Origin of the sequence: Paenibacillus mellifer (genome assembly GCF_023195895.1) — a bacterium.
GTDB classification, from domain to species: Bacteria; Bacillota; Bacilli; order Paenibacillales; family Paenibacillaceae; genus Fontibacillus; species Fontibacillus mellifer.
On sequence record NZ_JALPRK010000027.1, the window covers coordinates 15,571 to 37,299 of the forward strand.

Genomic DNA, 21,729 nt, shown 5'->3' on the forward strand with positions numbered 1-21,729 from the left:
CGGCGGGAGGTAGGATTATTCATGTCATCTTTTATTATTTATCCGGCGATCGATATTCGCGGCGGGCAATGCGTACGTCTGGTCCAGGGGGACTACGATCGCGAGACGGTGTATAACGCTAATCCGGTAGAAGTGGCCCGTTCTTGGGAAGCGCAAGGCGGGTCGTTTATTCATTTGGTCGATTTGGACGGCGCCAAGGCTGGGCATCCGGTCAACGATGAGTTGATCGGCGAAATTGCCCGCAGCGTACAGGTGCCGGTGCAGGTCGGCGGCGGGCTTCGCACGCTGGACGACGTTCAGCGGCTGCTGGCGCTGGGCGTAAGCCGGGTCATTCTCGGCACTGCGGCGATCGAAGACCGTGCGTTTACCGAAGCGGTGCTCGGCACCTACGGCGATCAGGTTGCCATCGGCATCGATGCTCGGAATGGCTATGTCGCTACACGCGGCTGGTTGGAAACGTCGGAGGTTCAAGCCGAAGAGCTGGCGAAGGATTTGGCCGCCAAAGGGGCGGAGACGTTTATCTTCACGGATATTTCCCGCGATGGGATGATGCAAGGGCCTAACGTGGAAGCAATTCTGTCGCTGGCTCAGGCCTCCGGCAAGACCGTGATCGCCTCTGGCGGGGTGACGGTACAGGACGATTTGCTGCGACTCGCAGCACACGCGGATCAAGGCATAGGCGGAGCCATCGTCGGTAAAGCGTTATATACCGGAAACATTGATTTGGCCCAAGCGATCGCGGCAATCGGGGCTTTAAAGTAGTAACCTACAAAGAAAGGAAGTCGAACCAGCATGCTCGCAAAGCGAATTATTCCCTGCCTGGACGTGAAGGACGGGCGGGTCGTCAAAGGCGTGAATTTTGTGAACCTGCGTGATGCCGGCGACCCCGTAGAGCTGGCGGCGTTGTATGACCGGGAGGGGGCGGATGAGCTCGTGTTCCTGGACATATCCGCGTCACACGAGGGGCGGGCCACGATGGTCGAGGTCGTGAAGCAAACCGCCGGCGAAATCGCTATTCCATTTACGGTTGGCGGCGGGATTTCCCAGGTAGAGGACATGAAGCGCCTGCTGCGCGCCGGAGCCGATAAGATCGGCATCAACACAGCGGCGGTCGTGAACCCCGGGTTGATTTCGGACGGGGCGCGGCGCTTCGGCTCCCAGTGCATCGTGGTGGCGGTAGACGCCAAGTTTAACGCCGAGTGGGGCGAATGGGAAGTGTATACCCACGGCGGACGCAAGCCGACGGGGATCCGTGCGCTAGCTTGGGTGCAGGAAGCCGAGAAGCGGGGCGCCGGGGAAATTTTGTTGACGAGCATGGACGCAGACGGCACCAAAGACGGATTCGATTTGCCGCTGACGAGCGCGGTGAGTCGATCGGTAGGGATTCCGGTCATCGCCTCCGGCGGGGCCGGGAAGGTGAACGATTTCTATGAGGTATTTACCGAAGGACAGGCGGACGCGGCGCTGGCGGCGACGATTTTTCATTATAAAGAAATTGCGGTACCGGATTTGAAGCAAGAGCTGAAAGCCAAAGGGGTGGAAATACGATGACCATAGGAAATGAAAAACCGCTGCAATTATCGCTATCTGTAGAGGAACTGGAGCAAGCGGTGAAGTGGGATGCGTCCGGGCTGGTTCCGGCGATTGTGCAGGCTGCGAGCAGCAAAGAAGTGCTGATGCTGGCCTACATGAACCGCGAGTCGCTGCGCAAATCGGTGGAAACCGGGTTGACCTGGTTCTGGAGCCGGTCGCGCACTGAGCTGTGGAACAAAGGGGCGACCTCCGGCAACACCCAGCGGATCACGGCCTTGAAATACGACTGTGACGGAGACACACTATTGGTCGAGGTGATTGCGAGTGGGCCGGCTTGCCATACCGGGGAGCCAACTTGCTTCTATCGCACGGCAGCCGCGGCTGAGTCTGAGGTAGCGGCAACTTCAACTGGGGCAAGAGGTGGGTCCGATGAGCGCTTCAAGGTGCTCGCCGAGCTGGAGCAGCTGATTGCCGAGCGTTACGCGGAGCGTCCGGAAGGAGCGTATACGACGTATTTGTTCGAGAAAGGCCTCGATAAAATTCTCAAAAAGGTCGGCGAAGAAACCGCCGAGTCGATCATTGCGGCCAAAAACGGTGATAACGCCGAGCTGCGCTACGAAGTGAGCGACCTGATCTATCATCTGTTGGTGCTGCTGCGCGAACGCAATCTGCCGCTCGATGATATCATGCAGGAGCTGGAGCGGCGTCATGAACGGCCGCGGCGCGACTAGAGCGGGGGGCATAAACGGATGTTGATCGATTACCATACGCATCATGAACGCTGCGGACATGCCGTTGGTACATTAGAGGAGTACGTTCGCCGGGGGATCGAAATCGGCTTGTCCCAGCTGGGCGTCTCCGACCATATGCCGCTGCTGCATGTCGATCCGGCTACCTATTATCCGGAAATGGCCATGCCGATGGAGGAGTTGCCGCGTTATGTCGAGGAGGCATTTCGCCTAAAGGAGAAATATCGCGGACAAATCGACGTCCGAGTTGGCCTAGAAGGCGATTATATCGAAGGCTGGGAAGCGCGGATCGAGGAGATCGTCAAAGCCTATCCTTGGGATTATGTGATCGGTTCGGTACATTTTCTCGGGGAATGGGATGTGTCGGATTTCCGCCAGGTTCACCACTGGGAAGGCCAGGATGTGTTTTCGGTATATGAGCGGTATTATGATGCAGTAACCAAGGCTGCGCAGACGGGATTCTACGACTTCCTCGGCCACCTGGATGTAATCAAACGGTTCGGCAATAAGCCGGAGCCGGAGCGCGAACAGGAGACAATTCAGCTGGAGCGTAAAACCTTGGCTGCCGTGAAGAAAGCCGGGATCGCGATGGAACTCAACGCCTCGGGGTTGTCCAAACCGTGCGCGGAGATGTTTCCGAGTGAACGGATTTTGCAGGCGGCGATCGAGATGGAAATCCCGTTGACGGTGGGGTCGGATGCGCATGATCCGCACAAGCTGAGCGAATATCTGGATCAGGCGCGAACGCTGCTCTATAGTTTGGGCGTAAGGGAGCTGGCAACCTTTGAAGGGCGTCGGCGGACGATGATCCCTCTGGAAGAGAGAAGTCGTTAATAAGGTTTCGGGAGGATATTATGGAAGCCAAAATGCGCGTGTTTTCCGGTTCGTCCAATCCAAAGCTGGTGTCGGATATCTGCGGCCGGTTAGGTGTCGAACCCGGGAAAGTGAAGCTGTCGCGTTTCAAAAGCGGTGAAATTTATGTGCATTATGAGGAAAGTATCCGCAATTTCGATGTGTTTCTCGTCCAGTCTCTAGCCCATCCGATCAATGAGCTATTTGTTGAGCTCCTGGTGATGATCGATGCCGCTAAACGGGCTTCGGCTCGAACGATCAACATCATCATGCCGTATTACGGTTACGCTCGGCAGGAGCGCAAGTCCGCGCCACGGGAGCCGATTTCGGCCAAGCTGCTTGCGGATGTGTTGACGACGGCGGGGGCGAACCGGGTCGTGACGATCGATTTGCACGCGCCGGCGATCCAAGGCTTCTTCAACATTCCGGTCGATCATTTGACCGCGCTCGACTTGATGACCGACTATCTGAAAGCTCAGCAGATCCCGAATCCCGTGATCGTCTCGCCGGATGCGGGACGCGCTTCGATGGCCGAGAAGCTGGCCAATGGGCTGGATTCGCCGTTCGCGATCATGATCAAGAAACGCCCCACGCACAACGAATCGGTGATCACGCATGTAATCGGCGATGTCGCCGGGCATACACCGATCATAATCGAGGATTTGATCGATACCGGGACCACAATCGTTAACGTTGTGGAAAGCTTGAAAGAACGGGGGGCGGCGGACGCTTATGTGTGCGCGACGCATGGGCTCTTTTCCGAAAATGCCTTGGATAAGCTTCAGCACCCGAGCATTCGCCAAGTGGTGGTCACCGATTCGATCGCACAGCCGGAGCTGCATTCGCCCCATGTGCAGGTGCTCTCCGTAGCACCGATGCTGGCCCGGGCCACGCAGTTCATCCTGGAGGGTGGGTCGATTGCCGCTTTGTTTAAGGATCGGGGAATTTAGTCTGAAAGGATTCGAGTAAATGCCGCCTTAGGGGCGGCTTTTTATATGTTCTAGCGTTTCTTCGCGGCTTTCTCGTCCGCGATCCGTTGGTTTTCCGCCACGCGGAAGAGAACGATGCGGCGAATCAAGTCCAGCGGCAGCGGCTGATTCAAGGGGAACTGTATGGACCCTTTGCCGCCCTTATAACCGGACAACTCCTTTGCAAATGCCTCCGTACCGCTAGGCGTTGGGTAAAAGCCGATATGCTTCTTAAAGGCCGCGAAGTGCACCAGATTATTTCCATTCGTTGCAAACGTCGGCATTTGGTAGCTCATTTTCTCCATCGCGTCAGGTGCAGCCTCCCGAACCAGCTTGCGGATTTGCTGCAGTCGGTCCTGAATCTCCGGCTGGAATTGGTCGATGTACTCGTCTATCGTGGCAAACGTCGGAGTTTTTGCTTCCATTGTTCTGATGATCTCCTTTACTTCATCCGTGCCGCAGGGGGAGGATGGTTATTTCCGTTTTTGTATACTTTGGAATATAGACCAGATAGCGAAAACCAAAAGGGCGAGGACCAACGCGGAAATGACCGTGTTTTCCCAGACAATATTCATGATGGAAAGAACTCCTTTCTCTGCAAATATCTTAATTATTCGTCTGCGAGAGGCGGTTTTCCTTCCGGCTTTGTCACATCCGTTATTTTCCGCCAGGATTCCCCGTGGGAGGACAGCTTCTCCTATGTTATACTGTGGAATGGAGAGTTTACCTGAGTGTGCGGGAAGTAGACTTATCAGAAATGAAATCAAAGGAGGTGCCTTGCTTGAACGAAAAAAAGCGACCAGCCAAAACCAAACGGGGAAAAGTACTGCCCTTCTCGATGGATGCGGGGTTTTTCTTTGAGAGAGCTGTCTCTTCGTTGGACCGCTATCGCTATGACAAGGCATTGAAATATTTTCGCAAAGCCGTGGAATACGAGCCGAGCAACCCGGTGAATCATTGCAATATGGCGGGGATCTTGTCGGAAATGGGAGATTACGAGGCTTCCAATGAGGTGCTGCAGACCGTCTTGGAAGAGGTTGACCCGGCGATGACGGAATGTTATTTCTACATGGCGAACAATTACGCTAATATGGATCTGTTCGAAGCGGCCGAAGAGGCGCTCGTCCGTTATCTGGAGCAGGATGAGAGCGGCCAGTTCCTGAGCGAAGCCGAAGAGATGATCGACTTGCTGCAATACGAGCTGGACCGGCCGACCAAGTTGAAGAGCATTAAGTCCCGGCATGGTGTCTATGAGCATGATCAGGCTCGTGCGTTGCTGGAAGAAGGTAAATTTGCGCAAGCCGTGAAAATGCTGGAGGAGCTCTTACGGAACCTGCCTGATTTCTTGGCGGCCCGCAATAACCTGGCCTTGGGTTACTACTACCTGGGGTTATTTCGCAAAGCGATGGATACCGTGGGAGAGGTGCTGACACAAGACCCCGGGAATTTGCACGGCTTGTGTAATCTGGCGATTTTCTATCAGCATGAAGGGAACCACGAGGCGCTGGAGGAGTTGGCCGAACGATTGGAAAATATCGTGCCCTTCCACCAGGAACACGTGTTTAAACTGGCGACAACGATGGGGATTTTGGGCCGTCATAATGCGGCCTTCGGCCATTTCAAACGGCTGCTGCGCGGGGAAGATACGTCCTTTGATGCGAGCTTGTACCACTATGCAGCGGTGGCTGCTTATTATACCGGACGGCGATCGGAAGCGGAACAGCTTTGGAACACCGTGAGAAGGCTGGACCCCGGCTCAAGCGTGTCGGATTATTATTTGAACTGTCTCGCTCAGGAGCGCGAGCACCCCGAGGCAGGGCCGTTTCCAGTGAATTATCAGTACCTGCTGCCGTTCGAGGAGCAAATGAAGCGCTGGGAGGTTTCGGATCAAGGCATCCCAACCGATTTGAAAGAGAACCCGTTGATTCGTTCTTCGTTCTTCTGGGCGTTACGCCACGGCGATACGAAGACGAAACTCCAGGTGATTCAGGCGCTGGGGCTGATCGCCGATCGGGAGGTCGAGGAAGCGCTGCAAGCTTTCTTGCTGGAGCCGGAGGAAGATGCCTATCTGAAGGAGATGGCGTTATTTGTGCTCCGGAACTTGGGCGTGAGCCAGCCGCTGCCCGTTCGATCCGGAGCGACAACAACCATGGTTGATCCCAGCCGTGTGACGTCAGAGCTGCCGGTATGGCAGAACGAATGGCAGGCGGTCGTGGATCTGGCGATGGAGCAAATGAAGCGGAACTTCGATCTTCAGCAGCAACATGATATGGAGACATTGTGGGCGGATTTTCTCACCCGGTTATATCCGGATACGCCAACAATCTCTCATTTGGAGGGGTGGGCCGCGGCTCTCGAGTATTTGACGGCCAAAATGCATGGCCTTGCCGTGACCTATGACCAGGTCGCACAGAAATACAACATTTCGGCATCGACGGCACGGCGTTATGTTCAACGTGTGGATGAGGTGTGCGGAGTGAAGGAGAAGATCGAGGCGATTTTTCCATCGGTCCAATAGTTTGCGGGTAAAGCGGGTCCAACTTGGGGAAAATTTGATGGAGCATTCCATTTACATAGGAATCGAGAGGTCGAGCTATTTCCTAGGAACCAAGGAGGTACGAACGTATGCACAAAGTGTTGGTGATTGGAACGGGGCCGGCCGGCCTGACGGCGGCGATTTATTTGGCGCGGGCTAACTTAAGCCCGGTAGTGATCGAGGGTCTGGAACCCGGCGGGCAGTTGACCACGACAACGGAAGTGGAGAACTTCCCGGGTTTTCCGGAGGGCATTATGGGGCCCGAGCTGATGGACAATATGCGCAAGCAGGCGGAACGTTTTGGCGCGGAGTTTAGAAATGGTTGGGTTGAGACCGTTGACTTCTCGAAACGGCCGTTTCAGGTGACGCTCGAGGGCGGCGAAGCCCTGGAGTCGGAAACAGTCATCTTGTCGACGGGGGCATCGGCAAGGTATCTGGGGATTCCCGGCGAGCAGGAGAACGTGGGTCGTGGGGTCAGCACCTGTGCGACCTGTGACGGGTTCTTTTTCCGCGGCAAAAAGCTTCTCGTTGTCGGGGGCGGCGACTCCGCGATGGAGGAAGCGAACTTCCTGACCCGATTCGCCACCGAGGTGACGATCGTGCATCGCCGGGAGGAGCTGCGCGCCTCGAAGATCATGCAGGATCGCGCCAAGGCCAACGAGAAAATTCGCTGGGCCTTGAATCGCACTCCACTGGAAGTGGTGACGGAAGAGGGCGCCAAGGTGAAAGGCCTGAAGGTACGGAACAATGCCGGGGATCAGGAGGAGCTGCTGGAAGCCGACGGGGTGTTCGTGGCGATTGGCCATTCGCCGAATACGAAGTTCCTCGGCGGCGCGGTCGAGACCGATGACCACGGCTATATCGTCGTCAAGCCGGGAACAACAGAGACGAACGTACCCGGGGTATTCGCCTGCGGCGACGTGCAGGATACGCGATACCGCCAGGCGATCACCGCGGCTGGGTCCGGCTGCATGGCGGCGATGGATTGCGAGAAGTTCCTTGAGGGCAGCATGGTGCACGATTGGAGCGGCCCGACCGGGAGTTGAGCGAGTGGATCGCGTTGTTCCAGTCTGAATGTATGCGAAAATTCGCGTACATTATGGGAATTCCGGCGGTTTCTAGCGAATATATATGAAATTCCATATATAGATTTAGGCAATCATCAGACGAAGTCCTGGAATCTATATGAAAAACCGAATACATTTCGGGTTTTTCGTCGTCTGCGCCCTATTTTATGCGAAAAATCGAATATAACTTAATAGGACGCCGATCTCTTCGGCGTCCTTTTGTGCTTCTTCTTGTGAGCGAGCTGCTTAAATCCAGCCGTTCTCCTCCGCGAGGCGCACCGCTTCAATACGGGTTTTGACCTCCAGCTTGTTCAAAATTTCCGAAATATAATTGCGAACGGTGCCGTAAGACAAGTGCAGGGATCCGGCGATTTCCCCAGCGGTGCGTCCTTCAGCGGCCAGCCGCAGGATCTCCTGCTCGCGAGCGGTGAGGGGGTTGTCCCGGCGGATACTGCCGAAGAGGAGCTCCGGCGAAGCCTCGCGGTGTCCGGCCATGACGCGACGAATCGCTTCCGCCAGCCGGTCACTGGACTCGTCCTTGAGCAGATAACCCTGGACGCCGGTTTTGACGGCCCTCTCGAAGTAACCCGGCCGGGCGAACGTCGTCAGGATAATCACGCGGCACGGCGATCCCTGCGCTTGCAGTTTCTCGGCCACCTCAAGCCCGCTCATCAGCGGCATTTCGATGTCCATCAAGCAGACATCCGGGCGCAGGGTCTCGATAAGCGCCAGCGCTCCGGCCCCGTCTCCGGCCTGGCCGACGACCTCAAGGTCGTCCTCCAGATCGAGCAGGGAGGCCAGCGCTCCCCGCAGCATGCGTTGATCCTCGGCAATCACGATGCGAATCATGCGGTTTCCCCCTCTTTGTTGGCTTCCTTCACAATGAGCGGGATGGCGATCCGCAGCCGGGTGCCCTGGCCGGAGCCAACCGCTGATCCGTCCGAGTGGCTCGGGCTCGCCAGGCCGACGGTTAATGCGCCGTCGATCAGCGACAAACGCTCGGCCATGCCCTTCAGGCCGTTGCCCGTGACGCTGTCGTCCAACGGCGCGGATAACCCGATGCCGTTGTCCTCGATCTGGAGCCGCACCTCGGCCGGGGCGATCTCGATCGTGACGGCGCAACGCGTGGCCCGGCTGTGCTTGACGATGTTCGTCACCGCTTCTTTAATGCAGAGGCTGACGATATTCTGCGTCAAGTCGGACACGCCGGTCAGCCGCGGATCGCCTTCCACGTCAAAGGCGATGTCGGCCGCGCGGAGGATCTCGCCGGCTTCCGCCAGCGCCTCCGCAATCGTGATCGCTCGCATGTCGGAGACGAGCTCCCGTACCTGTCGCAGTGCGGCGCGCGAGGTGCGCTGGATCTCCCGCGCTTCGACTTGAGCCCGTTCGGCGTCCTTGCTCGCGAGCTTCTCAACCAGCTGGCTCTTCAGCGTGATCAAGGACAAGGTATGCCCCAGTGTATCGTGCAGATCGCGGGCGATTCGCATCCGTTCCTCACGCTTGATCAACTCCTTGATCTGTTCATTCGCCCGGTCGAGCTCTTGCTCCAGATGCTGCCGTCTTGCCATCGAACGGATGCCGTAAGGCATCACCAGCATGATGAGCAGAAATGGGAGCAGGAACGGCAGATCACTAACCAGCAGATCGTGGGAGCCGATCAGGAGCGACAGCACTTCCACGGCGGCGAAGCAAGAGATCGCGACATTAAATTTCTTGTGGTCGGTATACCATCCGATAAAGTTCGAGGTGAAGAAACCCATGTAGAAATTATACGGACTATAGAATGCGCAGAGCGCCAGAATAAGCCCTAATTGCAGCGCAAGCCATAAGTTAAATGTTCTGCTGGTAACCCAGTACAACTGACGGTACGTCACCGCAAAGAGGACAATCATCGCGCAGCCGATCCACAGCTTAATACCTTGCTCATCGCGAATATTTACTACGGGAAGAGCCAGATAAATCGGCCAGATGTAAGGGAACCAGCCGTATTTTTTCGGGAATAACTCAAACTTGCCGAACCTCATGTGAGCTTACACCGCTTCCTGTTTTTTTCGGATATATGTGGATAGTACCATAAACAGGAAGAGGTAGCCCAGCAAAATCAACACATTGCGCCAGCTCGGCGCATGGCCCTGAACGATCGACCACGCGCCGCCTCCGAACTGGTAGGAGGGCAGCCATTTGCCGATGGCCTGCATCGCCTTGGGCAGTACTTCGATCGGCATCCACATACCGCCCGTGACAGCAAGTGCCAGGTACAATACGTTACTGACGCCGCTCGCTGTATCAACGCGTTTCATCAACCCGACTAAGGTACCCAGCGCGAGGAAAGGGAGCGAAGCCGCCACAATCCACAGACCGCTGTAAATCCACAGGTGCCAAGGTAACGAAACCCCGTTAATCAAATATCCCGCGATAAAAATAAACACGACGGAAAACAGATGCATCATCGTTTGGCCGAACATTTTACCGAAGAAGTACACCGGGCCGGGCAGCGGCGTGATTCGCATGAAGGTGGACCACCCTTGGGTTCGCTCCTGCACCAGACGGATGCCAAGTGTCATGATGGCCGAACCCATGACGCTGAATGTGGTCATCGACATCAGGTAATGCGCTTGCCAATTGCCCGGATTGTCGGCACCGGTATTGACGACCCGAGTGAAGATAAAATAGAACATGACCGGCATCAGCAGCGACCAGAATACATAATAGGGATTGCGAAAAACCCGCAGCATTTCCGCCTTGCATTGCATCGATATTGTGTGCATCATTTAGACCGCCTCCTCTTCATGATTAGCTGTAAGCTGTTCGAACGCTTCGTCCAGCCGACCTTGTTCGATCCGTATGTCATGCACGGGCAACCCGGCTGTAAACAACGCGGCGAGCGCTGCATCCGTGTCATCCGTCGTCACATGGATTCGGCCGTCCTTGCTGTAACACTCCGCGACAGGGGAGAGCGCCACCAGCCGGCTCCGCAGCTCAGGGCCATCGCCGTTGGTGAGGAAGGAGACCGAACGTTTGACGATACGCGATTTAATGGCTTCCGGCGTGCCGTCCGCTACCAAACTGCCTCGGTTAAACAACAGGATCCGATCGGCGATATCGTCAGCTTCCTGTAAGTAATGCGTCGTGAAGACAATCGTCTTCCCTTGCTCGGCCAGCTGACGGACGCTGTCCCAGAAGCGCCGCCGGGCAGTGATATCAAGCCCGACCGTCGGCTCGTCGAAGAACACCAGCTCGGGGTTGCCCGCCAAGGCGAGGGCGAAGGCGAGGCTGCGCTTTTGCCCGCCGGACAACTTCTCGGCATACCGGTTTAAATCGGTAGCCCCGAGCCCGGTCAGGCGGACGAGCTCAGCCAGCTCCATCGGGTTCGGGTAGTAGCTGGAGATCAGCTCGAGAATCTCACGCACCTTAAGTCGGTCCATGACGCTGACCTCTTGGAGCATGGCGCCGGTCCGCTCACGGACCGTTCGATCCTTAGGCGACTGACCAAACAGCTTTACAGTTCCGGCGGTAGGTTCGAGCAAGCCGAGAAGCATCGAGACCGCGGTTGTCTTCCCGGCTCCGTTCGGACCGAGAATCGCGGTGATGGAGCCTTTGGGAATGTGGAAGGATAGGTGATCGACCGCCTTTTTATCTTTGAAACTTTTGCTGACGTCGTGCATTTCAATGATGGATTCCACGTTAATTTTCGCCTCCAATTTCTGGTTTTTCATCGGTTAACTCTAGGATAATGGAACGCTCCGAACCTCGTTAGTAAGGATTGTCATGAGTTAAAGATGACAATTGTCACAAGGGGTTAAGCGGTTACAGGCTTCCTCCTGGCAAGACCCAAAAATAGTTGAACTTTTCCCAATAAGCGCTTACTTATGGAGAGGGGCAAGATGTATTAAAATATGAATGCGGTTACAAAATACCGAGTAGAAAACAAAAAGGGGAGGCAAAGCATGAAACGCATGAAACGCATGAAACACCTGTTGATCGGGATCTCTGCATTGCTGGTGATGACGACAGCCCTCACGGCTTGCGGAGGCAACAACTCCAAGAACGAATCGTCCTCGAATACGACTACGCCGACGGAATCGAATTCTTCCGCGGGTACAGATTCTAAGGGTGAAAAAGTTACCATCAATCTGTGGAGCTTTACGGATGAAATTCCGAATATGACAACAAAATATTTGGAAACGCATCCGGACGCCAACGTGGAGTTCAAAACCACGGTTATCGCTACAACGGATGGCGCTTACCAACCTGCGCTTGACCAAGCTCTGGCTGGCGGCGGCAAAGACGCTCCGGACATCTATGCGGCTGAAGCAGCATTCGTCCTGAAGTATACGCAAGGTGATGCTTCCAGTTATGCGGCAAACTACGCTGACCTGGGCTTGACTGACCAAATGGTTAAGGACGCAGGCATCGCTCAATACTCCGTAGATATCGGTAGTAAAGACGGCGCGTTGAAAGGCCTTGGCTACCAAGCAACTGGCGGCGCGTTCATCTACCGTCGTTCGATTGCGAAGGAAGTATTCGGAACAGACGACCCGGCTGCAATCAAAGGAGAAGTTGGTCCTGGTTGGGATAAGTTCTTCTCGGCAGCTGAGAAGCTGAAAGCTAAAGGTTACGGCATCGTCTCTGGTGACGGCGACATGTGGCATGCGATCGAAAACAGCTCCGACAAGGGCTGGATTGTAGACGGCAAACTTCACATCGATCCGAAACGTGAAGAGTTCCTGGACCTTTCCAAGAAGTTGAAAGACAACGGATATCACAACGATACAACGGACTGGACGGAAGCTTGGTATGCAGACATGTCCGGATCCGGCGCTCAACCGATCTTCGGGTTCTTCGGCCCAGCATGGCTGATCAACTACGTTATGAACGGTCAAGTTAAAGATACAAACGGCGACTGGGCAGTTACTGAACCACCAACAGGCTTCTTCTGGGGCGGTACTTGGCTCTTGGCTAACAAAGACGTAACGAAAGACGAAGCGAAGAAGAAAGCAGTTGCTGACTTCATGAACTGGATTACGCTGGATACCTCTGAAACTGGCCTCCAATATTTCTGGGCTAACGGTACGATGAAAGAGGGCGAAACAGGTACGAAGGATAGCGTAGCTTCCTCCGTGGTTATGTCGAAATCCAACGGTGAAGTTCCATTGCTTGGCGGTCAGAACATGTTTGATATTTTCGTACCGGCTAACGCGAACGCTTCCGGTAAGAACTTGACGCAATACGACGAAACGATCAACAAACTCTGGCGCGATCAAACTCGTGAGTACACGGCAGGCAACAAATCCCGTGACGATGCGATCAAAACCTTCAAACAACAAGTGAAAGACCAACTTGGCATCGACAGCGAATAAGCATACGCAGTAGATGCGAAGGGGCGGGGAGTTACCCGCCCCTTCATATAATGAAAGAGGTGAAAGCATGCGCCGCAAAGGTGTCAACTATTCGAGATATGGTTACATTTTTACATTGCCATTTGTATTGGCATTTTTGGTTTTTTCACTATATCCGATTTTATATACCGCAGTAATCGGCTTTACGAATATGCAGGGGATCATCCCTAAGCCGCTGGAGATTCTAGATAACCCTTTTCAGAACTTTAAGGATCTGATCCTTGAAAATGCTTCGTTCAAAAAATCCTTAATTAACACAGGCCTGCTCTGGATCATTAACTTTATTCCGCAGATGGGCCTTGCGCTATTGCTCACAGCTTGGTTCACGAACAAACGCCTGAATGTCAAAGGACAAGGCGCGTTCAAGATCATGCTCTATATGCCGAATATTATCACTGCAAGTACAATTGCAGTGCTTTTTAGCTCTTTGTTTGCATATCCGATGGGACCGATCAACAGCTTGTTCGAAATGCTGGGTTGGTCTGACGCTCCGATCTTCTTCCTTCAGGATAAGACGACGGCGCGGGGAATTGTTTCCTTTATTCAATTCTGGATGTGGTATGGGAACACCATGATCATTCTGGTCGCAGGTGTTATGGGGATCAATCCCGCTATCTTCGAGTCCGCGTCGATCGACGGGGCGAACGGGTGGCAAACCTTCTTCCGTATCACACTGCCTAGTCTTCGGACCATCTTGCTGTACACGTTGATTACGTCGATGATCGGCGGCTTGACGATGTTCGATATTCCGCAATTGTTCCTGCAAGGCGGTCCGGACGACTCTACGCTGACAACGTCGATGTTTATCTACGGGCAAGCGTTTAAAGGAAGTTATATGTACAACCGTGCAGCAGCAGCAAGTATGCTTCTGTTCATCATCGCTGCGCTTCTGTCCGCCGTCTTGTTCTACATGATGCGTGACCGTGATGCGGCGAAATTGAATAAAACGATTAAACAACAAAGAAAAGCTGAACGTGCAGCAGCTAAAGGGGAGGTGTAAGCCATGGAAAAAATTAAGGAAGGTAGTGCCGTCGCACTCCGAATTAATCGGACGATTGTTTATGTCGTGTGTATTCTACTGGCTCTCCTCAGCATCCTTCCGTTTTGGGTCATGTTTGTCAACGCTACGCGTTCTACGGCAGAAATCCAAGCCGGCCTCTCGCTGCTTCCATCGACTCACATGATGAGCAACCTGCAGGTGCTGTTGGATAAGAGCTTTGACCCGATTCAAGGGTTTCTGAACTCCTTCACGATCTCCGCTTCGGCGACGATTTTGACCGTCTATTTCTCGTCTCTAACCGCTTACGGTCTTGTGGCTTATAATTGGAAGCTGCGTCAGCCATTCTTTACCTTTATTATGGCTGTCATGTTGATTCCGGCTCAAGCCAGCTCGATCGGTTTCTATCAATTCATGTACAAGATTCACTTTACGAATAACCTGTTACCGCTGATTTTGCCGGCTATTGCCGCTCCAGCTGTCGTGTTCTTCATGCGCCAGTATCTGCTGGGAACGCTCTCGCTGGAGATCGTGGAGGCCGCTCGTGTAGACGGATCCGGTGAATTCAAAACGTTTAACCGAATCATTCTGCCACTGATGATGCCGGCGATTGCAACTCAAGCGATTTTTGCCTTTGTTGCGAACTGGAACAACCTGTTTATGCCGCTCATTTTGCTGACGGATAAGAGTAAGTATACGATGCCGATCATGGTCAGCTTGCTGCGCGGCGATATTTACAAAACGGAGTTTGGTTCCATTTACATGGGGCTAGCTTTGACCGCGTTACCATTGTTCATTGTTTACTTCCTGTTGTCCCGGTACATTATTGCCGGTGTCGCTTTAGGTGGCGTCAAAGAATAACCTGGTGTTTTAGCATTTCATAATAACCCCCCCCTATGAATAGAGGCCTGTAGATTGGCTTGGATGAGTAATGGCTCATCCGGCTAATCTACAGGCCTTTTGTAGTTGTGTGTCTCTACACCGCCTTGCGGCGGAAGTACAGAATGCCGGCTGCCAGGAATAATAGGAAGCTGCCAAGGACGGTGATGAGCAGGCTTTCGTACGGCAGATTAAAGGCGCCGTAATCGGCCTGTCCGCGCGGCATCATGGCAAGAAGCGGTTGAGCCCAAGGGTAGTAAGGGCCAATCTTGGACGAATTGATGATCAGCAGGTTCGGGATCGTCAGCGAGACATTGACCGCGAGCGGGGCGGCAAAGCTGGTCCAAACCAGCGATACGCCCATCTGCAAGGCGACCAGCGGTAAGCAGGCAATCAGGCCGCCGAGGAGGCTTGTGGCGATCATTCCCCATGGTAACGGGCCGGATATGCCCTGGACCTGCGCCACGATCAGCAAGGCGGCTAAGAATAGCAGCTGCGAGATGGCCAGCAGCCCAAGGACGACGGTGAATTTGGCCATGTACACCGCGCTGCGTGAGACAGGCAATACGAGCAGCTGCTTCCATCCGCCGCCGGTATGCTCGTAGCGGCACAGGAACGACGGGAACAAGCCGGACATAATCGGCAGGAACAGCAGCCCGTGCAACATCGACATGCCGCTGATCAAGAGCGGCCAGGCGCTCGCATCCAAGCCGTCCGGGAGATCAACTAAGACGCCGATCAGGGCAGACAGGGCCGGGCTGGCTAACAGGACGAGCCATACGCGAGATCTTGCCATTTTCAGGCGTTCGGCGGCCAGGACGTTTAGGAAGGTTCTCATCTTAATCCACGTCCTTTCGATTGAAATGAACCAGCCCGATCAGGAGGATGACCGCACCAACGACTAAGCCAGCAGCCACGAACCATTCACGGTGCGGGCCGAAGAGCCCGAACATGGGCCAGTTCAGGGGGAACCATTCCGACAGATTCATCGTAAACGGCGAGATGATCGAAATGGTCACACCGAGGGATACGGGAAGCGCCTGATTGCGATAAGCCAGTGAAAGCCAGAGCTGCAAGGCCAGAAGCGGGAGTACGGCAAGCAGCGGATAAAATCCCAAGCGTGCCAAATCCGGAAACGGGATCGAGCCGGGCTTGAAACCGAAGGATACCCCCAGGATCACGGTGGCGGCTGATAACAACACGCACGATACGCACAGCAACAGGAAGCATAGCAGGAACTTAGCGCTGAACACCGCGGTCCGGGAGATCGGAAGAGCAAGCAGTTGCTTCAAAGAGCTCACTTGATGCTCCACATTAGCGACCAGCGAGCTAATCAGTGTGCATCCGAGATACAGGGCAATGGGAACAAAAACCGAGATGTTCTCCAGCAATCCGCCCCATGGATCACTTGCATGCTCCTTCATCATCCAGTCAAAGCGAAGCCCATAATTAAGCGCCTGCATGACGATCAGCCCGATCGGAGCCAAGAAGATCAAGAACCAAATGCCTTTGCGTCGAATTTTCAGGAAGTCGGAGGATAGGGAGCGCAACATCATACCGCCGCCCCCTCCCCGATCACCTGCATGAAGATGTCCTCAAGCGATTTCTTCTTCTGCTCGACGCGATACACGGAATGCCCGTTCTCTACCAATCGTTTGACCAGGTGGGCGACTTGGGCGTCGGCCATGCCCGGGAACGACAAAATGCCACTCTGCAGTTTACCGGCTGCGCCTAAATCGCGGGCGATCCAAAGCGCCTCATCCGGCTCTGAGACAACGAGTTCCATATCATGCGCCGACCTCTGCCGCAGATTGTCAATCGTGTCCTGGAACACCATCCGGCCTTCGCGGATGATACCTACTTTGCTGGCCATTAGTTCCATTTCGCCGAGAAGATGGCTGGAGACCAGCACGGTGATCCCGTACTGCTGCGGCATACTCTTGATCAACTCGCGGATCTCGTGGATGCCGGAAGGGTCTAGCCCGTTGGTCGGCTCGTCCAAGATGAGCAGCTCGGGATTGCCGAGCAGGGAGGCCGCGATGCCCAGACGTTGCTTCATCCCGAGGGAGAAGCCCTTCACAGGCCGGCGTGCTTCGCTGGTTAGCGAGACGATCTCCAGCACTTCGTCGATCCGCGATTTCGGCACCTGCAGAATGCGGCGGATGGCCTCCAGATTATCAATCGCGCTCAAATGGCCGTAGTAAGACGGGGATTCGACCAGCGAGCCGATGCGGCGCAAGATGGCCAGCTTATCTCGCTGTAGCTCGCGGCCGAAGATGTGGATTGAACCGGAGGTCGGCTGAATCAAGCCGAGCAGCATGCGGATCGTCGTTGTTTTCCCAGCGCCATTGGGCCCCAGGAATCCGTAGATGTCCCCTTTGGCAATCTCCAGGTTCAAATGGTCTACCGCGGCGCGGCCGCGGTATTTTTTCGTTAAGCCTTCCGTTTGAATGATGATTTCATTCACGATATATCACCTCGGAAACGATCATATCGTCCGAAGTTTAAAGGCGAAGACAGGGGAAGTTTAAGTTTCGTTTAATTTATGGAGGGATAAATACACACTTTCGTCCCCGCATCCGTGGATACCGTGTCCCGGTTAAGCCCCATTTCCCGCAGGAGCAGATCGACAATCTGCAGGCCCAGCCCAGCTCCCCCGGCGGCGGAAACGGCCTGGATGCCAGGGCCGCGGTCACTGATGACGAGGGCCGCCGTATTGCCGCGGGGTTCTACCGTAATCCCGGCATATCTCCCGGAGCCTGCATGGCGTACGAGATTCTGGAACAGGTTATCCAGCACGCGGCGGAAGCCCTGGGCATCAATGTTCCAGTATAGTGGCTGCTCAGGCAGTTCAACTTCGGCCGTGATCCCGGCTTTCTCCCAGACGGGATACCAGGCGGCTGCGCTTTCCCTTACCAGCCGCAGCACATCAAGCCGCTCCAAGGACATGGCATAACGCCCGGTGGATAGCAGATTATACGATAACAGATGATCCATCAAGCCGGATAAATCGCTGATTTTGGTCTCCATCAAGGTCAGGGATTGCCGGCCTTGATCGCTTAAGGACTCCTGACGGAGCGAATACAGATGGCTTGCCAGCACCGTCAGCGGCGTACGCAGATCATGCGATAGATGGCTGATCAGACTCTTGCGTAATTCTTCTTCTTCGCTTTCGCGTTGGCGGCTGTCCTTCAGTTCGGACACCATGTGGTTAAAGGCTAGCTCCAACCGACCGATTTCATCCGGCCGCCCTTCCTGGATAAGTGACGGGAGTCCGTCGGGACCGGGACGGGTCATGCCGGACTCCAGACGCAGCAGCCGTTTGCGGATATCGCTAAAGAACAGGTAGGACAGCAACACGAAAGCGCCCAGCAGAATCGCTAGAAACACGCCGTAGAAACGGCTGTCGCTTTGCCTGCCCTCGTTTTGGATTACCATAAATTTACGCGGGAGCTCCAGCACCATGAAGCCTTGTTTCGCCCGCTCGTCCCCTCCAATGAAAGCGACGACGGTAAAAGGGTCCGCATCTACGCGTTGCTTCATGAAGGCGATGGTATCTTCCAGGGACCAATGCTTCGGCACCATTTCCTGTTCCGGCAGTTGCAGACGGGTTTGTCCGGCCGTGTCGACCCAATACAGCGCAGCGTCGGGATAACGCTTCTTCAACTCCTTCACCTTCTCGTCAATGGCTTCGGGAGAAGCCCCCTTCAGCCCGGCGGCAGCTTGGTGCCAAGTGGTCTCGATGTCGAGGCCCGTACCGTAGGGGCGTTTGTTTTGCCAAAGAGGTTCCGGGTTCATCAGCAGATTGACGGCCCAAGATGCGAATAAGCTAACCGGAATAAGGACGGGGATGAAGACAAAGGCAATCATCAGAATCAACACGTATCTCGTTAGCAGCGATTTGCGGAACTTGCGAACGGGTCGGAGCTTCATGCTCTCACCCGATAGCCGATCCCGCGAATCGTCTCGATGACTTCGGGATTCGCCGGATCACGTTCCAACTTCTCGCGCAGATGACGAATATGAACCATCAGGGTCTTGTCCCCATCAAGGTAAGGTTCGTTCCATACCGCTTCGTAGATCTGCTCTTTGGTCAAGATTTGCCCGAGATGGCGCAGCAGATAGGCGAAAATATGAAATTGCTTGCCGGTCAGCACAATTTCTTCGTTCGTGCCCTGATCGATGATGCGGTTCTCTTTCTCATAGACCAGCAAATGTTTAAGCTGCAGCGGCTCCGGGTCAGCGGACCCCCCGCTGCGGCGCAGCAGCACCTCGATCCGGGCTGCCAGCTCGTCCGGATGGAACGGCTTTGTCAAATAATCGTCGGCGAATTTGAGCCCCTGCAGCTTGTCGTCAATCGAGGTTCGAGCCGACAACATCAGTACGGGAAGCTCAGGGTACTGCTGCTTTAACCGTCCCCCTACGGTGAAACCGTCCAATCCCGGAAGCATCACATCCAGGATGACGAGCTGGCAATCGGCAGCTTTCTCAACGGCCTGTTCCCCGCTCTTCAGCCACGTCACGGTGTACCCGCGCTCTTGCAAATTGGCGTAGACCCATTCGCCGATTTCGGGATCGTCTTCGATATATAGCAAATTTGTTATAGGCATGATGGCATTCCTCCTGATTCTATTTTGGCAAAAGACGGAGAAAAAAGAAACGGGAGGAACCCCAATTCGCCTATATTATTTGTGATTGCAATCACAAGTTGGCAATTTTCCCTATGCTACCTTGTTCTTGAGAATGGTTATCAACGAGAGGGATCGGATGAGAACAGAGGTTTAACCTTATAAGGAGGGACTGGCTCGTGAGTGAATTGATCAATAATCGGGAGTTTGGCGCAACGGAACCAAGCCGGCGTCAGCAGATGCTGAAGGAAATCATTAAAGAAAGAACTGCATCAAGGTAAGAGTGTGGATGAAGTCAAGGCACGGTTTGAGGCGGCGGTTGGTGACGTGACGGTCTCGGAGATTTCTGCGATGGAGCATGCGCTGATGGAAGAGGAAGGTATCCCGGTTGAGGAGGTGCAGCGGTTATGCTCGGTCCATACGGCGATATTTAAGGGCTCGATTGAAGATATTCACCGTTCATCCAAGCCGGAAGAGCAGCCAGGCCACCCGGTGCACACTTATAAGCTGGAAAACCGTGAGATCGAGCGGCTGGTCAATTTCAAGCTGTAGCTGCATCTCGATAAGTACCGGAAGGAAGCCAACGAGGAGCTGGTATTCAAGCTGTTGGAGGATTTTAAAGCGGGGCGGAAGGATGCCGAAGATTTCTGGATTCCGGTCAAGGACAAATTCGTGTATCCGCTATTTTGCTGTTCGCAGTGAGGAGGGGCGTTATTTGGGGACACTCGAGTTCACGCAGAATATCGCCCCGATTCGTGAGTTGGAGGGGCAAAAACGGATTTTGTCCTAAAATCCGCACAACATTCGTTATACCCCGGCGTTCGTACCGCGATGCCGGTTTTTTTATGGGTATCTATACGGTGGGGAGGGCGGAGGGAATTTGTGGATTTTTGAGGCGTGTATGCCTGTCTATGATCTACGTCATTTACGCAAAATCCCTTATCACTATTGGGATTGCCGTTTCTTCCCTTCTCTTGACCGAACCGAAGGGTTCGCTTATAGTTGGTACGTAGGAGTAAACTACTTGCGAAGGCGTTTTCAGTCATGGCGCGGACAGCGCGGTGATGGATCGAGAATGGCCTTTTTGCACGTATGGACACGTAAATTATCTATTATTTAAAAAAGGTGGCTTGTGAATATGTCTGAAAAAATCTACATTGGCGTTGACTTGGGCGGTACGGCAGTCAAAGTCGGCATTTGCAATGAAGAAGGTCAACTTCTTCATACGTATGAAGGCCCGACCGAAGTCGATAAGGGCGCGGATACGATCGTCGCTAATATCGAGAAGTACGTCCGGCGCGTCGTGGAAGAATCGCCGTTCGCCTGGGAGCAGGTGGCGGGGGTAGGCGCCGGCGTGGCTGGGTTTACGAATGTCCGCGAGGGGATTATTATTTTGGCGCCGAATGTAGGTTTGAAGGATTTCCCGATTCGCGAGATTTTGGAGCAGCGACTGGGCAAGCCGATCAAAATAGACAACGACGCTAATGTGGCGGCGCTGGGCGAAGCCTGGGGCGGAGCCGGTAAAGGAATCGAGAACTGCGTTTGCTACACGCTGGGCACTGGCGTTGGCGGCGGGATCATCATGAACGGTAAAATCTATCAAGGGTTCTCAGGGATGGCCGGCGAACTGGGGCATATGTCCGTTGTTCCGGACCTGGAAGCGATCGGTTGCGGATGCGGTCAAATGGGTTGCTTGGAAACCGTCTCTTCGGCAACAGGCATTATCCGTATGGCTAAGGACGCCGTAGCGCGCGGCGACCGGACATCGCTGTCGCATGTGGAGAACATCATGGCCAAGGACGTCTTTGATGCGGCTAAAGCCGGCGACGAAGCGGCGATTCGTATCGTGAACCGTGCGGCGTTCTATCTGGGCAAATCGATGGCGGCCGTGGCGGTCGTTCTGAATCCGGAATTGTTTATCGTCGGTGGCGGCGTATCCAAAGCAGGCGACATTCTGTTTAACGAAGTCCGCAGCGTATTCGCCAAATTGACACCGGAACCGGTGCAAAGAGGCATGCAAATCGTACCGGCTACGCTGGGCAATGATGCGGGGATGGTTGGCGCCGCCGGCCTCTTCCTTAGATCATAATCATAAGGTCATTACGGTCCGTTAGGGTCAGT

Annotated in this window: 21 protein-coding genes and 1 pseudogene; 12 read left to right on the plus strand and 10 right to left on the minus strand. The window is 54.5% G+C overall.

Going from position 1 to position 21,729, the window contains the following annotated elements; all coding sequences use genetic code 11:
- The first annotated feature begins 21 nt into the window (after positions 1-21).
- From hisA to M0651_RS20910, 5 genes are read left to right on the plus strand one after another with little or no spacing between them, the layout of a single operon-like run.
- Positions 22-762: a 1-(5-phosphoribosyl)-5-[(5-phosphoribosylamino)methylideneamino]imidazole-4-carboxamide isomerase gene (gene hisA / locus M0651_RS20890; protein WP_248553648.1), complete on the plus strand. Its 741-nt coding sequence runs from the start codon at positions 22-24 to the stop codon at positions 760-762.
- A gap of 30 nt (positions 763-792) precedes the next feature.
- Positions 793-1,551 (plus strand): imidazole glycerol phosphate synthase subunit HisF, encoded by a 759-nt coding sequence (gene hisF / locus M0651_RS20895; protein ID WP_248553649.1) that lies wholly within the window; start codon positions 793-795, stop codon positions 1,549-1,551.
- Positions 1,548-2,264 carry a bifunctional phosphoribosyl-AMP cyclohydrolase/phosphoribosyl-ATP diphosphatase HisIE gene (gene hisIE, locus M0651_RS20900; protein ID WP_248553650.1) on the plus strand — a complete coding sequence of 239 codons (717 nt, stop codon included), beginning with the start codon at positions 1,548-1,550 and terminating at the stop codon, positions 2,262-2,264. Before hisF ends, hisIE begins: the two co-directional genes overlap by 4 nt.
- A gap of 18 nt (positions 2,265-2,282) precedes the next feature.
- Positions 2,283-3,116 (plus strand): histidinol-phosphatase HisJ, encoded by an 834-nt coding sequence (gene hisJ, locus M0651_RS20905; RefSeq protein WP_248553651.1) that lies wholly within the window; start codon positions 2,283-2,285, stop codon positions 3,114-3,116.
- A gap of 20 nt (positions 3,117-3,136) precedes the next feature.
- Entirely contained in the window at positions 3,137-4,084 is a 948-nt protein-coding gene (locus M0651_RS20910) for a ribose-phosphate diphosphokinase (protein ID WP_248553652.1), read from the plus strand.
- 50 nt (positions 4,085-4,134) lie between these two features.
- Here M0651_RS20910 and M0651_RS20915 read toward each other — a convergent pair whose 3' ends face one another.
- Positions 4,135-4,527, minus strand: a complete 393-nt coding sequence (locus M0651_RS20915) for an iron chaperone (protein ID WP_248553653.1) — start codon at positions 4,525-4,527, stop codon at positions 4,135-4,137.
- Between the two features lie 356 nt (positions 4,528-4,883).
- On the opposite strand from M0651_RS20915, the gene M0651_RS20920 reads away from it, so the two are divergent.
- Together M0651_RS20920 and trxB are read left to right on the plus strand one after the other, a co-directional pair.
- Positions 4,884-6,620: a tetratricopeptide repeat protein gene (locus tag M0651_RS20920; protein ID WP_248553654.1), complete on the plus strand. Its 1,737-nt coding sequence runs from the start codon at positions 4,884-4,886 to the stop codon at positions 6,618-6,620.
- A gap of 107 nt (positions 6,621-6,727) precedes the next feature.
- Positions 6,728-7,684 (plus strand): thioredoxin-disulfide reductase, encoded by a 957-nt coding sequence (gene trxB, locus M0651_RS20925; RefSeq protein WP_248553655.1) that lies wholly within the window; start codon positions 6,728-6,730, stop codon positions 7,682-7,684.
- A 267-nt stretch (positions 7,685-7,951) separates the two neighbouring features.
- On the opposite strand, the gene M0651_RS20930 is transcribed toward trxB, so the two are convergent.
- The 4 genes from M0651_RS20930 to M0651_RS20945 are packed head-to-tail and all read right to left on the minus strand — an operon-like array spanning position 7,952 to position 11,421.
- Complete coding sequence (locus M0651_RS20930; protein WP_248553656.1) at positions 7,952-8,554, minus strand: response regulator transcription factor; 603 nt, start codon at positions 8,552-8,554, stop codon at positions 7,952-7,954.
- Positions 8,551-9,729: a sensor histidine kinase gene (locus tag M0651_RS20935; RefSeq protein ID WP_248553657.1), complete on the minus strand. Its 1,179-nt coding sequence runs from the start codon at positions 9,727-9,729 to the stop codon at positions 8,551-8,553. Before M0651_RS20935 ends, M0651_RS20930 begins: the two co-directional genes overlap by 4 nt.
- Before the next feature lie 6 nt (positions 9,730-9,735).
- Positions 9,736-10,473 (minus strand): ABC transporter permease, encoded by a 738-nt coding sequence (locus tag M0651_RS20940; protein ID WP_248553688.1) that lies wholly within the window; start codon positions 10,471-10,473, stop codon positions 9,736-9,738.
- Between the two features lie 3 nt (positions 10,474-10,476).
- Positions 10,477-11,421 (minus strand): ABC transporter ATP-binding protein, encoded by a 945-nt coding sequence (locus M0651_RS20945; protein WP_248553658.1) that lies wholly within the window; start codon positions 11,419-11,421, stop codon positions 10,477-10,479.
- Between the two features lie 231 nt (positions 11,422-11,652).
- On the opposite strand from M0651_RS20945, the gene M0651_RS20950 reads away from it, so the two are divergent.
- From M0651_RS20950 to M0651_RS20960, 3 genes are all read left to right on the plus strand, one after another.
- Complete coding sequence (locus M0651_RS20950; protein ID WP_248553659.1) at positions 11,653-13,065, plus strand: ABC transporter substrate-binding protein; 1,413 nt, start codon at positions 11,653-11,655, stop codon at positions 13,063-13,065.
- Positions 13,066-13,132: 67 nt separating this feature from the next.
- Entirely contained in the window at positions 13,133-14,104 is a 972-nt protein-coding gene (locus tag M0651_RS20955; RefSeq protein ID WP_248553660.1) for a carbohydrate ABC transporter permease, read from the plus strand.
- A gap of 3 nt (positions 14,105-14,107) precedes the next feature.
- Positions 14,108-14,962, plus strand: coding sequence for a carbohydrate ABC transporter permease (locus M0651_RS20960; RefSeq protein WP_248553661.1), 855 nt, complete (start codon positions 14,108-14,110; stop codon positions 14,960-14,962).
- 115 nt (positions 14,963-15,077) lie between these two features.
- Here the strand turns inward: M0651_RS20960 and M0651_RS20965 are convergent, their stop codons facing one another.
- From M0651_RS20965 to M0651_RS20985, 5 genes are all read right to left on the minus strand, one after another.
- Positions 15,078-15,818 carry an ABC transporter permease gene (locus tag M0651_RS20965; RefSeq protein ID WP_248553662.1) on the minus strand — a complete coding sequence of 247 codons (741 nt, stop codon included), beginning with the start codon at positions 15,816-15,818 and terminating at the stop codon, positions 15,078-15,080.
- Between the two features lies 1 nt (position 15,819).
- The gene (locus tag M0651_RS20970; protein WP_248553663.1) at positions 15,820-16,536 is read right to left on the minus strand and encodes an ABC transporter permease; all 717 of its coding nucleotides are present in this window, start codon (positions 16,534-16,536) and stop codon (positions 15,820-15,822) included.
- Positions 16,533-17,447 carry an ABC transporter ATP-binding protein gene (locus M0651_RS20975; protein WP_248553664.1) on the minus strand — a complete coding sequence of 305 codons (915 nt, stop codon included), beginning with the start codon at positions 17,445-17,447 and terminating at the stop codon, positions 16,533-16,535. The genes M0651_RS20970 and M0651_RS20975 overlap by 4 nt, the downstream gene beginning before the upstream one ends.
- A gap of 71 nt (positions 17,448-17,518) precedes the next feature.
- A complete protein-coding gene (locus tag M0651_RS20980; RefSeq protein ID WP_248553665.1) occupies positions 17,519-18,913 on the minus strand; it encodes a sensor histidine kinase in 1,395 nt (464 codons plus the stop codon).
- A complete protein-coding gene (locus M0651_RS20985) occupies positions 18,910-19,590 on the minus strand; it encodes a response regulator transcription factor (RefSeq protein ID WP_248553666.1) in 681 nt (226 codons plus the stop codon). The genes M0651_RS20980 and M0651_RS20985 overlap by 4 nt, the downstream gene beginning before the upstream one ends.
- Before the next feature lie 197 nt (positions 19,591-19,787).
- Here M0651_RS20985 and M0651_RS20990 point away from each other — a divergent pair.
- Together M0651_RS20990 and M0651_RS20995 are read left to right on the plus strand one after the other, a co-directional pair.
- Positions 19,788-20,223 (plus strand): annotated as a pseudogene (locus M0651_RS20990) (DUF438 domain-containing protein); the annotation flags it as partial.
- Between the two features lie 523 nt (positions 20,224-20,746).
- Positions 20,747-21,697: an ROK family glucokinase gene (locus M0651_RS20995; RefSeq protein ID WP_248553667.1), complete on the plus strand. Its 951-nt coding sequence runs from the start codon at positions 20,747-20,749 to the stop codon at positions 21,695-21,697.
- Positions 21,698-21,729 lie beyond the last annotated feature (32 nt).